The organism is Pseudomonas sp. SORT22, from assembly GCF_018417635.1.
In the GTDB taxonomy this organism is placed as follows: domain Bacteria; phylum Pseudomonadota; class Gammaproteobacteria; order Pseudomonadales; family Pseudomonadaceae; genus Aquipseudomonas.
In genome coordinates this window covers 5304091-5318053 of the sequence record NZ_CP071007.1, presented here as the reverse complement: position 1 = coordinate 5318053, position 13963 = coordinate 5304091, and the positions used below count along the sequence as shown (strand labels likewise).

At 63.6% G+C, this 13963-nt stretch carries 11 protein-coding genes; all 11 read right to left on the bottom strand.

Features of this window, described 5'->3' with window-relative positions; translation table 11 throughout:
• Positions 1–119: 119 nt before the first annotated feature.
• Entirely contained in the window at positions 120–1727 is a 1608-nt protein-coding gene (gene purH, locus JYG36_RS24390) for a bifunctional phosphoribosylaminoimidazolecarboxamide formyltransferase/IMP cyclohydrolase (RefSeq protein ID WP_045196998.1), read from the bottom strand.
• A gap of 82 nt (positions 1728–1809) precedes the next feature.
• A complete protein-coding gene (fis, locus tag JYG36_RS24385; protein WP_003186237.1) occupies positions 1810–2130 on the bottom strand; it encodes a DNA-binding transcriptional regulator Fis in 321 nt (106 codons plus the stop codon).
• Complete coding sequence (gene dusB / locus JYG36_RS24380; protein WP_045197001.1) at positions 2127–3140, bottom strand: tRNA dihydrouridine synthase DusB; 1014 nt, start codon at positions 3138–3140, stop codon at positions 2127–2129. The genes fis and dusB overlap by 4 nt, the downstream gene beginning before the upstream one ends.
• A 212-nt stretch (positions 3141–3352) precedes the next feature.
• Positions 3353–4618 (bottom strand): DUF3426 domain-containing protein, encoded by a 1266-nt coding sequence (locus JYG36_RS24375; RefSeq protein WP_093376537.1) that lies wholly within the window; start codon positions 4616–4618, stop codon positions 3353–3355.
• Between the two features lie 40 nt (positions 4619–4658).
• A complete protein-coding gene (prmA, locus tag JYG36_RS24370) occupies positions 4659–5537 on the bottom strand; it encodes a 50S ribosomal protein L11 methyltransferase (RefSeq protein ID WP_093376532.1) in 879 nt (292 codons plus the stop codon).
• Positions 5538–5690: 153 nt separating this feature from the next.
• The gene (gene accC / locus JYG36_RS24365) at positions 5691–7046 is read right to left on the bottom strand and encodes an acetyl-CoA carboxylase biotin carboxylase subunit (RefSeq protein WP_045197008.1); all 1356 of its coding nucleotides are present in this window, start codon (positions 7044–7046) and stop codon (positions 5691–5693) included.
• Between the two features lie 17 nt (positions 7047–7063).
• On the bottom strand, positions 7064–7522 hold the full coding sequence (gene accB, locus JYG36_RS24360; RefSeq protein WP_093376528.1) for an acetyl-CoA carboxylase biotin carboxyl carrier protein: 459 nt from the start codon (positions 7520–7522) through the stop codon (positions 7064–7066).
• Between the two features lie 98 nt (positions 7523–7620).
• Positions 7621–8073 carry a type II 3-dehydroquinate dehydratase gene (aroQ, locus tag JYG36_RS24355; RefSeq protein WP_028945755.1) on the bottom strand — a complete coding sequence of 151 codons (453 nt, stop codon included), beginning with the start codon at positions 8071–8073 and terminating at the stop codon, positions 7621–7623.
• 171 nt (positions 8074–8244) lie between these two features.
• On the bottom strand, positions 8245–10035 hold the full coding sequence (locus JYG36_RS24350; protein WP_213604493.1) for a protein-disulfide reductase DsbD: 1791 nt from the start codon (positions 10033–10035) through the stop codon (positions 8245–8247).
• 94 nt (positions 10036–10129) lie between these two features.
• Positions 10130–10909, bottom strand: coding sequence for a methyl-accepting chemotaxis protein (locus JYG36_RS26925; protein WP_371128661.1), 780 nt, complete (start codon positions 10907–10909; stop codon positions 10130–10132).
• 1290 nt (positions 10910–12199) lie between these two features.
• A complete protein-coding gene (locus JYG36_RS24340) occupies positions 12200–13816 on the bottom strand; it encodes a diguanylate cyclase (RefSeq protein WP_093376519.1) in 1617 nt (538 codons plus the stop codon).
• Positions 13817–13963: the final 147 nt, after the last annotated feature.

Sequence of the window (13963 nt, the reverse complement as noted above, 5' to 3'; positions counted from 1 at the left end):
GATAATGCTGGTTGGCGGGACTCTTGTGGGAGCGGGCTTGACCCGCGATGCGCTGTAACTGACAGATCGCAATCGCGGGTCAAGCCCGCTCCCACAGAGCCTGGCACCAGGTCCTGGTATCAGTGACGGAAGTGACGCATGCCGGTGAAGACCATGGCAATGCCGGCTTCGTCAGCGGCGGCGATGACTTCGGCATCGCGCATCGAGCCACCTGGCTGGATCACCGCGGTGATGCCGACCTTGGCAGCGTTGTCGATGCCATCACGGAACGGGAAGAACGCGTCCGATGCCATGACCGCGCCCTGCACCTGCAGGCCGGCGTGCTCGGCCTTGATCGCAGCGATACGGGCGGAGTTGACGCGGCTCATCTGGCCGGCGCCGACACCAATGGTCTGGCGGTTCTTGGCGTAGACGATGGCGTTGGACTTGACGTACTTGGCCACTTTCCAGGCGAAGATCAGGTCGTGGATTTCTTGCTCGCTCGGCGCACGCTTGGTGACCACTTTCAGGTCGCCCTCGGTGATCATGCCGATGTCGCGGCTTTGTACCAGCAGGCCGCCGGTGACGCGCTTGAAGTCCCAGGCAGCGGCACGTTCTGCCGACCACTCGCCGCAGGCCAGCAGGCGCACGTTGGCCTTGGCCGCCACCACGGCGCGGGCTTCGTCGCTGACGCTCGGGGCGATGATCACTTCGACGAACTGGCGCTCGACGATGGCTTTGGCGGTTTCGGCGTCCAGTTCGCGGTTGAAGGCGATGATGCCGCCGAACGCCGATTCGGTATCGGTGGCGTACGCCAGCTCGTAAGCTTGGCGGATACCGCCTTCAGCGTCGGGGCTGACCGCCACGCCGCACGGGTTGGCGTGCTTGACGATGACGCAGGCCGGCTTGACGAAGCTCTTCACGCATTCCAGCGCGGCGTCGGTATCGGCCACGTTGTTGTACGACAGCTCCTTGCCCTGCAACTGCACCGCGGTGGCGATGCCGGCTTCGGCCGGCTTGGCCTCGACATAGAACGCCGCGCTCTGGTGCGGGTTCTCGCCGTAGCGCATTTCCTGGGCCTTGGTGAACTGGCTGTTGAAGGTCCGCGGGAATTCGCTGCGACCTTCGGTGCTGAGGGTTTCAGCGGCCTGGTTCACGGTGCCCATGTAGTTGGCGATCATGCCGTCGTAGGCTGCAGTGTGCTCGAATGCCTTGAGCATCAGGTCGAAGCGCTGGGCGTAGGTCAGGCCACCGGCCTTGAGGCTTTCCAGGACCTGGCCGTAGTCGCTGGCGTTGACCACGATGGCGACGTCCTTGTGGTTCTTGGCCGCCGAGCGGACCATGGTCGGGCCGCCGATGTCGATGTTCTCGATGGCGGTCGGCAGGTCACAGCCCGGCTTGGAGATAGTGGCTTCGAACGGGTAGAGGTTGACCGCGACCAGATCGATCGGCTTGATCCCGTGCTCGGCCATGATGGCGTCGTCGGTACCGCGACGGCCGAGGATGCCGCCGTGGATTTTCGGGTGCAGGGTTTTGACCCGGCCGTCCATCATTTCGGCGAAGCCGGTGTAATCGGCAACTTCCACCGCGGCAACGCCATTGTCCTGGAGCAACTTGAAGGTGCCGCCGGTGGACAGGATCTCGACGCCGAGCTGTTGCAGCTCACGGGCGAATTCAAGGATCCCGGTCTTGTCGGAGACGCTGATCAAGGCGCGGCGGATCGGCAGGCGGGTAGTCTGGTCGGTCATTTCAGATTCCATAACGCGGTGGAGTCAGCAAAAAAGGCGACCTCATCGAATGGGAGCCGCCTTTTCTGGTTTGGATGCTTGCTTACAACAAATCGTACTGCTTGAGTTTCTTGCGCAAGGTGCCGCGGTTGAGCCCGAGCAGCTCGCTGGCCTTGGTCTGGTTGCCCTTGACGTAGTTCATTACGCTTTCGAGCAACGGCGCTTCGACTTCCGAGAGCACCAGGTTGTACACGTCCGTGACGGCCGCGCCCTCCAGATGGGCGAAATAGTTGTGCAGCGCCTTTTCCACACTGCCGCGAAGGGTCTGACCCTCTTCGCTCGGCGTATTCAGGTGCTGTTTCAGGTTGACGTTGTCGCTCACGGGCGTTGTTCCACTCACTAAAGTCTCGGTCATCATCGTCATGCGGCCACCCCTTGTCCGTCCTCTGTCTCAAGGCTCTGTTCACGCTCGCTGAAGAAGCCGCGAACGTTGGCGCACTGCGCTTGCGTGTCTTCCAAACGGTTGAACTGGGCGCGAAACTCCTTGGCGCCCGGTAGCGTTGCCAGGTACCAACCAACGTGCTTGCGGGCGATACGTACGCCCATCACATCGCCATAGAAGGCGTGCAACGCGGTCAGGTGCTCCAGCAGAATTCGTTCCACTTCGTCCAGCTGCGGTGCCGGCAGTTTTTCGCCGGTACGCAGGTAATGCTCGATCTCGCGAAAGATCCATGGCCGCCCTTGGGCAGCCCGGCCAATCAGCAGACCGTCGGCACCGGTGGCATCCAGCACCGCCCGGGCTTTTTCTGGCGAAGTGATATCGCCATTGGCAAAAACCGGGATCGACACCGCCTGCTTGATCGCCGCGATGGTGTCGTATTCGGCTTCACCGGTGTAGAGGTCGGCGCGTGTGCGTCCATGTACCGCCAGTGCCTGGATCCCGGCCTGCTCGGCGATCCTCGCCACAGTCAGGCCGTTCTTGTTGGCCCTGTCCCAGCCAGTGCGGATCTTCAGCGTGACCGGCACGTCCACGGCGGCAACCACCGCGTGGAGGATTTCGCTGACCAGGGCTTCATCTTTCAATAAAGCAGAGCCTGCGGCCTTGTTGCAGACTTTTTTTGCCGGGCAGCCCATGTTGATGTCGATAATCTGCGCGCCGGCCTCGACGTTGGCCCGGGCCGCCGCTGCGAGCATCTGCGCGTCACCGCCGGCGATCTGTACCGAGCGCGGCTCGGGATCACCTTCGTGAATCATGCGCAGGCGCGACTTGCGGCTGTTCCACAGGCTCATGTCGCTGCTGACCATCTCCGACACCACCAGGCCTGCACCCATTCGTCGGCACAACTGACGAAAGGGCTGGTCCGTGACCCCGGCCATGGGCGCGAGGATCAGGGCGTTCTGCAGTGTGTATGGGCCGATGCGTACCGCCGACATAGGAGTTCCCTGTTGTGGGGGCCGATCTTAGAGTTCGAAAAAGGGTTGGCATGATACCCGCTCTCGGTGACCGGATAAAGATCGATTTGGATAAAATCTGAACAGTTGGCTTTGAGCTTCAAGCTGCAAGCTTCAAGCCGCAAGCAAAAACGGATCAGCGCATGGGGCTGCTGTTCCTTGTGGCTTGACGCTTGCAGCTTGCCGCTCGCCGACTATTCCGGCGACCGGAACGACAGGCTGTAGTTGACCGCCTTGGGGCCCGGATCGAGGATGTCCAGGGCGATGTGGATCGGCGTCTGGCTGGGCATTTCGCCCTTGCCGGCCAGTTCACCGCTGAGGTACTCGGTGGGCTTGAAGCGGCGGCTGGCGATCAACTGGCCATTGAGGTCGGCAAAGCGCAGCTCCAACAGCGGGAACGGCTGGGCGAAGGGCGCCCGGTTGTAGATGATCGCATCGACGATCAAGGCGCCGTTGAAGTCCGGGTGGCTGCGCACCACCAGGTTACTGCTCTTGATCCGGGCGATATCGACCCGCGACGGCACCTGGCAACCGACGGTCGGACAGACCGCCTGGAACCACGGGCGGTAGCGGTCCTGGCGGGCCAGTTCGTCGAACTGGTACCAGATGTATTGGCCGGCCAGAGCCGCAGCGGCCAGCAAAATCAACAGGATCCACAGCAGGCGCCGGGCCCAGTTGACCTTGGGCTTCTGCCAGTCGAGCTGGATCGGATCGTCGACCAGGTCGAGCAGCGGCTCCTTGCGCGCCGGGCGGTTGCTGACCGGGCCCAGGCCCGGTTCGCGGCGCTCGTCGAACTCGGGTTCGGGGCTGTCCAGAGGGTCCTCAGGCTCGCGCGCCGACAGACGCTCGCCGGGCAGTTCGTCATCATCGGCGCGTAGCGCAGCGGCAGGTGCCAGCGGGGCGTCGAGGTCGTCATCGATGGCATCCAGCGACAGCGACGGCTCGGTACGCTCGCCGGGTGCCGGCGCGAGGTCCAGGGCTTCCTGCTCGATCAGCGGCGGTTGCGGCGCGTCGAGCTCGGCACTGAGTTGCTCGCGCTCGGCGGCCGGGCTGCTGAACAGGCTGTCGGGCCAGTGCTGGTCGTCTTGCTCGGGGCTGTCGCGGTGCGCGCTGAGGCTCTCTTCGCGTGGTGCAGCGGCCTTGAACTCGGTGGTCGGCTGGATTTCGCGCTGTTCCAGGCGCGCCAGCTCCTGATCGAGGTCGAGCTGGTCGAGGTCCAGCTCGGCGGCGCTCCACTCGTGCTGGTTCGGTGCTTTTGCGGGCTCCGCCACTGGCTCGACCGGCACCGGCGCTGCAGGCGGGTTCTGCGCCGCGCTTTGCTCCAGCAGTTGCCGGGCGGCGTTGAACACTTGCAGGCAGGCGCCGCAACGCACCATGCCGCGGGCCACGCTCAACTGATTGTGGCTGACGCGAAAGCTGGTCTGGCAATGCGGGCACTGGGTGACGAAACTGTCGGTCATGCGGCGGTCCGGGTTATGCAGAAGGTTATTCTAGGCGCACTTAGCGGCGGCGACCACTGATGCGTACCCAGCCATCGCGTACGGCGATCGGGTCGAGGTCGAAGTCCTTGGCGTAGGCCGCGGCAACTTCATCACCCTGCTCGGCGAGAATCCCCGACAGCGCCAGCAGGCCACCCGGACGTACCAGCCCGGACAGTTGCGGGGCCAGCGAGACCAGCGGGCCGGCGAGGATGTTGGCGACCAGTACGTCGGCCTGCATGGCCGGCATGTGCTCGGGCAGGTACAGGGCGAATTTCTCGTCGGCGATGCCATTGCGTCCGGCGTTGTCGCGCGAGGCTTCCAGGGCCTGCACGTCGATGTCGGTACCGACCGCTTCACGGGCACCGAGCAGCAGCGCGGCGATGGCGAGGATGCCCGAGCCGCAACCGAAGTCGAGCACCTGGGTGTCTTTCAGGTCCTGGCCGTCGAGCCATTCCAGGCACAGTGCGGTGGTCGGGTGGGTGCCGGTGCCGAAGGCCAGGCCCGGGTCGAGCAGCAGGTTGACCGCCTCAGGCTCCGGTGCCGCGTGCCAGCTTGGCACGATCCACAGGCGCTGGCCGAAACGCATCGGCTGGAAGTTGTCCATCCAGCTGCGTTCCCAATCCTGGTCTTCGATGACTTCGGCCTGGTGCTCCGGCAGTTCGGCGCTGGTCAGCAACTGCAGGTGGGCGAACACCGCGCTGGCGTCGGTATCGGCTTCGAACAGTGCCAGCAGGTGGGTATGCGACCACAGCGGGGTGGTGTTGAGGTCCGGTTCGAAGATCGGCTGATCTTCGGCATCCATGAAGGTGACCGAAACGGCGCCTACTTCGAGCAGGGCATCTTCATAGGTTTCGGCTTGTTCCGGGCTGATGGCCAGACGTACTTGCAGCCAAGGCATGGCGGGCACCTTTGGAAAAATCTACAGGGGCAGCCCGAGGCTGCGAGAAGCCCGCCAGTTTACTTGAGTGCGAGGGGTTTGTGGGAACCCTGTGGGAGCCCCAAAAAAAGACCCCGGTCACGGGACCGGGGTCTTTTTTACATCACTGGCGAATCACTCCTGGCTAGCCAGTTTGTGTTCCAGGTAGTGAATGTTGACGCCGCCTTTGCAGAAACCTTCATCACGCACCAGGTCGCGGTGCAGCGGGATGTTGGTCTTGATGCCGTCGACGACGATCTCGTCCAGGGCATTGCGCATGCGTGCCATGGCTTCGTCGCGGTCCTTGCCGTAGGTGATCAGCTTGCCGATCAGCGAGTCGTAGTTCGGTGGAACTGCGTAACCGCTGTACAGGTGCGAATCGACGCGAACGCCGTTGCCACCCGGGGCGTGGAAATGCTTGACCGTGCCTGGGCTCGGGATGAACTTCTTCGGGTCTTCGGCGTTGATCCGGCACTCCAGCGAGTGACCGCGAATCACCACGTCATCCTGGGTGAACGACAGCTTGTTGCCAGCGGCGATGCTGAGCATCTCCTTGACGATGTCGATACCGGTGACCATCTCCGAAACCGGGTGCTCCACCTGAACACGGGTGTTCATTTCGATGAAGTAGAAACGACCGTTCTCGTAGAGGAACTCGAAGGTGCCGGCGCCACGGTAGCCGATCTCGATGCAGGCATCGACACAGCGCTTGTAGACTTCCTGGCGGGCTTTTTCATCGATGCCCGGTGCCGGCGCTTCTTCCAGTACCTTCTGGTGGCGGCGCTGCAGCGAGCAGTCGCGGTCACCCAGGTGCACGGCGTTACCCTGGCCGTCGGACAGGACCTGGACTTCCACGTGACGTGGGTTGGTCAGGAACTTCTCGAGGTAGACCATCGGGTTGCCGAAGGCTGCGCCAGCTTCGGTGCGGGTCAGCTTGGCCGAGGCGATCAGGTCCTCTTCCTTGTGCACCACGCGCATGCCGCGACCACCACCGCCACCGGCGGCCTTGATGATCACCGGGTAGCCGACTTCACGGCCGATGCGCAGGGCTTCTTCTTCGTCTTCCGGCAGCGGGCCGTCGGAACCTGGCACGGTCGGAACGCCAGTCTTGATCATCGCGTCCTTGGCCGAAACCTTGTCGCCCATCAGGCGAATGGTGTCGGCTTTGGGGCCAATGAAGGCAAAACCGGAGTTCTCGACCTGCTCGGCGAAATCGGCGTTTTCCGCGAGGAAACCGTAGCCTGGGTGAATGGCGGTAGCGCCGGTCACTTCAGCCGCGGCGATGATGGCCGGAATGTGCAGGTAGGACTGGCTGGCCGAAGCAGGACCGATGCAGACCGACTCGTCTGCCAGGCCCAGGTGCATCAGTTCGCGGTCAGCCGTGGAGTGTACGGCGACGGTCTTGATGCCCAGCTCTTTGCAGGCACGCAGGATCCGCAGGGCAATTTCCCCGCGGTTGGCAATCAGGACTTTTTCCAGCTTCGCAGACATCGTTGGCTCTCCGCGGTTCAAACGATGGTGAACAGCGGCTGGTCGAACTCAACCGGCTGACCGTCTTCTACCAGGATGGATTCGATCACACCGCTGGTTTCAGCTTCGATGTGGTTCATCATCTTCATGGCTTCGACGATGCACAGGGTGTCGCCTTTCTTCACGGTCTGGCCGACTTCAACGAAGGCTGGCGAGGCAGGCGAGGCTTTGCGGTAGAAGGTACCGACCATTGGCGAACGGGCAACGGTGCCGTTCAGTTTTGGTGCGGCAGCTTCGGCTGGAGCGGCGGCAGCGGCCGGGGCGGCGGCTGGTGCGGCAACAGGAGCGGCGACTGGAGCCGGAGCGTAGTACTGCTGGGCTGGAGTCTTGCTGTGGCGGCTGATCCGTACGGATTCCTCGCCTTCCTTGATCTCCAGCTCGTCGATGCCAGATTCTTCCAGCAGTTCGATCAGTTTCTTGACTTTACGGATATCCATTAATCATCAACTCCCAAGGTTCGGTCAGGGGCGTAAATATAAAAACGTGTTAGCAAACGTTTCTTGTGAGCCCCGGCCCATAGGCCAGGTTCTCGTCATCAGGGCTTTGCGTTAGCAGCCAGGTGTTCCAGGGCAGACTCCAGGGCCAGGCGATAACCGCTGGCACCCAGGCCGCAAATCACTCCTACGGCGACATCAGAGAAGTAGGAGTGATGGCGAAAAGGTTCGCGTTTGTGCACGTTGGACAGATGCACTTCGATGAATGGGATGCTCACCGCCAGCAACGCGTCACGTAATGCGACACTTGTATGTGTGAAAGCCGCCGGATTGATCAGGATGAAGTCCACACCTTCGCTGCGCGCGGCATGAATGCGGTCGATCAATTCGTACTCGGCGTTGCTTTGCAGGTATTGCAGATGATGGCCGGCGGCGCGGGCGCGCTGCTCCAGGTCCTGGTTGATCTGGGCCAGGGTCACGGCGCCATAGACGCCCGGTTCGCGGGTGCCGAGCAGGTTCAGGTTGGGGCCGTGCAGCACCAGTAGCGTTGCCATCTGTGGTTCCTTTTTATCGTTAGGAAACTTTGCGCGGCGACTATGCCGTAAACCGGCGGGCACTGTCCAGTTACCAGCAATAGCCAGCACGATGACCGATATTCACGCTAAATATGTGACTAATTTATTAATTTCGGTCATCGAAAGCGGCTTTTTAGCGGCCCGAAGAAGTTATAGACCCAGATCGGCGCGAATGCGCGTCAGATGCTCGGCAAATTCGCCGGCGTTTATCTCGCCAACCACACGATCGGCGGTGATTTCGCTGCCGTTCGCGGCAAAGAACAACAGCGCTGGCGGGCCGAACAGCTGGTAGCGGTCGAGCAGGGCGCGCTGTTCAGCGTTGCTTTCTGTGATATCGAAGCGCAGCAACTGATAGTCCTTCAGTTGTGCTAGCACTGCGGGTGCATTGAGCACCTCGTGCTCGATCACCTTGCAACTGATGCACCAGTCGGCGTACCAGTCCAGCAGCACCGGCTGGCCGGCGGCCTTGGCGGCGGCCAGGGCGCTGTCCAGCGCCGCCGGGGTGGTGAGGGTCTGCCAGGCGCTGGCGCTGCTGGCCTGGGCGCTTGCACCAGTACTGGCGTTACTGGCTTGAGGCAGCGGGCGCAGCGGGTCGGTCTGCCCGCTCAAGGCGCCGTACCAGCAGGTCAACCCATAGAACAGCAGGGCCAGGCCGAGCAGCTGCGCCAGGCGCTGCCGGGTGGTTTTCACCGTGAACTCCAGGGCGCCAAGGAACACCGCGGTACCGGCGGCCAGCAGGCCGACCAGCAGCAGCGTGACCTGCCCCGGCAGCACGCGGCTGAGCAGGCCAATGGCCAGGCCCAGCAACAGCACGCCGATGGCGTTTTTCACCGTTACCAGCCATGGCCCGCTTTTCGGCAGCCAGGCCGCACCGCCGGTAGCGATCAGCAGCAGTGGCGCGCCCATGCCCAGGCCCAGGGCGAACAGCTTCAATGCACCCCCCAGGGCATCGCCGCTGGCGCTGATATACAGCAGCGCGCCGGCCAGTGGCGCCGACACGCACGGCGATACCAGCAGGCTGGAGAACACCCCGAGGATCGCCGCACCCATCAGCGATCCGCCCTTGGTCTGGCCGACCAGACGTTCCAGGCGACTACTGATGGCATGCGGCAATTTGAGCTCGAACAGGCCGAACATGGCCAGGGCAAACAGCACGAAGAACAGCGCAAACGGCACCAGCACCCAGGCCGACTGCAAGCGTGCCTGCAGGTTGAGGCCGGCACCGAACAGGCCCATCAGCGCGCCGAGCAGGGCAAAGCAGGCAGCCATCGGCAGCACATAGGCCAGCGACAGGGCAAAACCGCGTACGCCGCCGATCTGGCCGCGCAACACCACGCCAGAGAGGATCGGCAGCATCGGCAGCACACACGGGGTGAAGGTCAGGCCGACGCCGGCGAGGAAGAACAGCAGCAGGCCTTGCCAGTCCCAGCCGGCCTTGGCGACCGTGGTGGTAGCTGGCGGCGCACTGCTGGTGATGCCATCGATGCTCAGGCGTGCGGTTTCCGGCGGGTAGCACAGGCCCTTGTCGGCGCAGCCCTGGTAGCCCACCAGCAAGGTGAAGGGGTGTTGTTCGTTGGCCGGGCGGGGGATTTCGATGTCGAGGATGCCGTGATAGACCTCGACGTCACCGAAGAACTCATCGTGCTTGGCTTCACCCGGGGGGATCTGCGCCGTGCCCAGGGCTATGTCGGCAGGCTCGCTGCGAAACTGGAAGCGGTGGCGGTACAGGTAGTAACCGTCGGCGGCGACGAAGCGCAGTTTCAGGCTTTGCCCTTGATCCTCGACCAGGCTCAGCTTGAAGGCTTCGTGCACTGGCAGAAAGTCGCTGCTGTTGTTCAGCGACGCGGCGCCGAGGGTGGCGCTGGGGCGATTGTCGAGCAGGCCGGCGCCGACGGCGGGCAAGGCCAGGAGCAGAAACAGGAGGCAAAGCAGGCGGCGCATGGCGGTCTCGCAGTACAAAAGTGCCTGCATGATAACGGACTTTGCAGCCCTGTTGCCTTCATCGCGGGTCAAGTCGGATCGCCGCGACACATCCTCACAGGCGAAAGGCCCGCACCGCCGTATTCAACTCGCCACCCAGGCGAAGCAACTGCTCACCCTGCTCACGCCCTTCACCAATACGTTGCAAGTTGTCTTCACCCAAGCCATGAATCCGCTCGCTGTGGTCACGAATCTCGCTCACCGCGCCGCTCTGCTGGGCGGTGACATCGGCAATCCGTACCGCTGTGGCCGAGATGGTCTGGATTGCCGCGACAATTTCATCCAGCGCGCCATCCGCCGCCTGGGCCTGGTCAGCGGTGGCCTCGGCATGTTCGAGTTGCGCGCGCATGCCTTCAACCGATTCGCGGGCCGCCTGCTGCAGGCGCCCGATCAAGGTCTGGATCTCACCGGTAGCGCCGGTAGTGCGCAGGGCCAGGGAGCGTACTTCTTCGGCAACCACGGCAAAGCCACGGCCCATTTCCCCGGCCCGCGCCGCTTCGATCGCGGCATTGAGGGCCAGCAGGTTGGTCTGTTCGGCAATCGAGCGGATCACCGTCAGCACGCCGCCGATGGTCGCCGATTCCTCGGCCAGCTGTTCGATCATCTGCGCGTTGCCCTGCACCTCGTCGACCAGCGCCCGCAGCCCGGTCAGGCTCTGGCCTATCACTGCCTGGCCTTGCTCGACCGCACGCCCGGCGTCGTGGCTGGCGTCGGCCGCCTGGCTGGCGTCGCCGGCGACCTGGAGGATGGTCGCCTCCAGCTCGCCGAGGGCATCACGGATTTGCGCGGTGTCGCCGGCCTGGCGTTCGGCGCCATCGTGCAGGGCGCTGCTCATGCCGGCCAGGGCGTGGCTGCTGCCAGCGACCTGCTCGGCGTTGTGGCGGAGGGTGCCGACCAGCTCGACCAGGTAGACCCGCAGGCGGTTGAGCGAGTCCTGGATATCATGCATTTCACGGTTGCTGCGGCCCAGGGCAATGGCCTGGCTGAAGTCGCCCTCGGCCCAGCGCGAGAGTGCCGGCGCGAGGTTGGTCAGCACCCGCGCCAGGCGCCGCTGCAGGGTGTCGATAAGCAGTGCGATCAGCAGGATCAAACCGATCATCAGGCCCTGGATCACCCGCACTTCGCCCTGGATGGCGGCATGCTGGCTACGCACACTGGGTTCGAGCTCGGCGATGGCCTGCTGCACGGCGCCGATGCGCTCGAAGGTGCTGCTGGCCAGGGCGCTGCGTTGCTGGATCTGCTCGCGGGTGCGCTGCAGCTCGCCGGGGTAGCGCTTGATCAGGCTGTTGAGTTCGCGTTTGAGCGTCACCCCGGTGTCTTCGGTCGCTGTGCTGGCCTGGGTCTCCAGGCCCATCAGCGCGGCAAAGTCGTCGGCGCTCGAAGCGCTGCTGGCGGTCACCCCCAGCAGCGGCAATTGTTCGAGTAACTGCGCCTGGGCGGCGATCTGCGCAAGTTCGCGCTCGACTTCATCGGCCAGTTCGCTGCGGCCGCTGCTGACCATTTTGTCCCGCGCCAGGGATAGCCGCGACAGGTGCAGGGAGGCGTTGAACAGCAGCGGCGAATAGCGCCCGGCATCGCTGCTGGTGCTGCTCTGGGCATAGTTGGCCAGTTGCTCGAGGCTCGCACCCAGTTCGCGTTCGGCCTGCAGCAACAGGGCCTGCGGGTCGCCGGCCAGCTTGCCGGCGCCCAGCAACTCGTTGGCGGTGAAGCGCTGCAGGTTGTCCAGGCTCGGGCGCAGGCGCTCGGCAAGCTCTGCCGGCAGTTGCTCCAGTTCACCCTGCAGGGCGGCGGTGGTCTGCAGCGCCGTGGCGTGGCGCAGGGCGTCGCCGCTGCTCAGGTAGTCCTGGATATTGCGCGCCGCCTGGTTCTGGAATTGCTGCGACAGCGACAGATAGCGCTCCATTAATAAATAGGGGCGCTCCAGGGCGCGCTGCGACCACCACAGGGTCGCGCCCAGGGCGATGCACACGGTAACCAGCAACAGGGTATTGAAATTGGTGAGCAGCTTCAGGCGCATGTCCGGTGTCTACCAACGGCCGAATGGTAAGCGCCTGAAGTTATTGCGTTTTTATGACCGGGTTATGACGGGGCGGACGGTTCGGTGAAAAAAACTGGCACTTTGCCTTTATGCTTCGACCCGTTGCACGCAGTTGCGCCCGGCACCCTTGGCGCGGTACAGCGCCTCGTCGGCGGAGGTGGCCATGCTCAGGGCGTCCAGGCCTTCGCTCAGTTGCACCACGCCGGCACTGAAGGTGCAGGACAAGTCGCGCGGCTGGGCCGGGTAATGGATCTCGGCAAAGCGCCGGCGAATTTCGTCGAGCACCTTGTGCGCCGAGCCCAGGTCGGTGTTGGGCATGACGATGGCAAATTCTTCACCGCCGTAGCGGCCAATGAAGTCGGTCTTGCGCAGGCGCTGCTTGAGGAACAGCGCCAGGCTCTTGATCACCCGGTCGCCCATGGGGTGGCCGTGGCTGTCGTTGACCTTCTTGAAGTGGTCGATGTCGAGCATGGCGAAGCTCAGTGGCTGCGCTTCGCGGCGCGCACGGAAGCTGCAGTCTTCGAGCAATTGCAGGATATGGGTGTGGTTGTACAGCCCGGTGAGGCTGTCGCGCACCATCCGCGCCTTGAGGTTGCGCGCCCGGGCCGCGCGGTTGCGCACGGTGGTGATCAGGTGCCGCGAGCGGATCGGCTTGGTCAAAAAGTCATCACCGCCCTCGCTCATGGCGTCGAGCTGTTTGTCCAGATCGTCCTCGGCCGACAGGTAGATGATCGGCACGCTGACATAACGGTCGTTGTGGCGGATCACCTTGGCAAGCTCGGTGCCGGTGCAGGCCGGCATGTACATGTCGAGGATGATCAGGTCGGGCTGGAAGTCGGCAAGCTCGGCCATGGTCTGGATCGGGTCGATCAGGGTGCGGGTGACGATCCCGGCGCTGTTGAGCAGGCGCTCGGTGTGCAGGGCCTGGGCCCGCGAGTCGTCGATGATCAGCACCTTGAACGGTTCGTACTGGGTGACGCTGGTCAGCAGCTCGACCTTTTCCAGCAGGCTCGAGGCTTCCAGGGTGCCGGTAAGGAACTCCTGGCCACCGGCGCGCACGGCGGCCAGGCGCGTCGGCGTGTCGGTTTCGTGCAGGCTGAAGAACAGCAACGGCACCCGCTGCTCCAGGCCCTGCTGGGCCTGGGCGGCCAGTTGCAGGCCGACACCGGGGCCGGTGAAGTCGACGTCCATGACGATTGCCGAGGGCAGCCGTTCGCTCATGGTCGCCTGGAACGCGGCGGCGCTGTACAAGGCCTGTACACCGAGGCCGAAGAATTCCAGTTGCTGGGCCAGACGCTCGGCGCGGTCGTGGTCCTGGAGCATGATGTACACCGGCTTGCGCAGCGGCGGCAGCGGCACTTGCTCAAGTTGGTCGCCCTGGCGCAGGCCGGTGCGCGACAAACGTTGCATCAGCCGGTTGAGGTCGCTGATCAGCTGGCTGCTCAGGCGCGCGCTGTTGGCTTCGACCGCCTCCAGGGCATGGCCGATGGCCTCGGCCAGCTGGCTGTGCTCGGGCTGCTCGAAGCGCTCGGCATAGCGTTGCAGGCGCAGGTTGGCTTCGCACAGCTCACCCAGGTCGCCAGTCGACCACTCGCTGCGCTGCAGGCGCTGCCAGATCTCGAGGATTTGCCGGGCCTGATGAATGACCCGCTGGGCAAAGTGTTGCTTGAGGCGCTCACGATTGGGGTCTTCTGGCTCGGTCATGTCCTGACTACTTATAAGGGGTGAGGCTGAGTTCGAGTGATGGCTCTATGCTAGCACCACTTTCCCGGCAATCGAGTGCCTTGTATCAATTAACTGTACAAGTCCGTTTATTCATTTGCTGACCCAATAGTCGCTTATGCGAAGCGC

Coding starts and splice junctions, on each gene's coding strand:
- purH (WP_045196998.1), bottom strand. CDS start 1,727: ATGACCGACCAGACTACCCGCCTGCCGATCCGCCGCGCCTTGATCAGC.
- dusB (WP_045197001.1), bottom strand. CDS start 3,140: ATGTCGGCGGTACGCATCGGCCCATACACACTGCAGAACGCCCTGATC.
- JYG36_RS26925 (WP_371128661.1), bottom strand. CDS start 10,909: ATGAGCAGCGCCCTGCACGATGGCGCCGAACGCCAGGCCGGCGACACC.
- prmA (WP_093376532.1), bottom strand. CDS start 5,537: ATGCCTTGGCTGCAAGTACGTCTGGCCATCAGCCCGGAACAAGCCGAA.
- JYG36_RS24350 (WP_213604493.1), bottom strand. CDS start 10,035: ATGCGCCGCCTGCTTTGCCTCCTGTTTCTGCTCCTGGCCTTGCCCGCC.
- accC (WP_045197008.1), bottom strand. CDS start 7,046: ATGTCTGCGAAGCTGGAAAAAGTCCTGATTGCCAACCGCGGGGAAATT.
- fis (WP_003186237.1), bottom strand. CDS start 2,130: ATGACGATGATGACCGAGACTTTAGTGAGTGGAACAACGCCCGTGAGC.
- accB (WP_093376528.1), bottom strand. CDS start 7,522: ATGGATATCCGTAAAGTCAAGAAACTGATCGAACTGCTGGAAGAATCT.
- JYG36_RS24375 (WP_093376537.1), bottom strand. CDS start 4,618: ATGACCGACAGTTTCGTCACCCAGTGCCCGCATTGCCAGACCAGCTTT.
- JYG36_RS24340 (WP_093376519.1), bottom strand. CDS start 13,816: ATGACCGAGCCAGAAGACCCCAATCGTGAGCGCCTCAAGCAACACTTT.
- aroQ (WP_028945755.1), bottom strand. CDS start 8,073: ATGGCAACGCTACTGGTGCTGCACGGCCCCAACCTGAACCTGCTCGGC.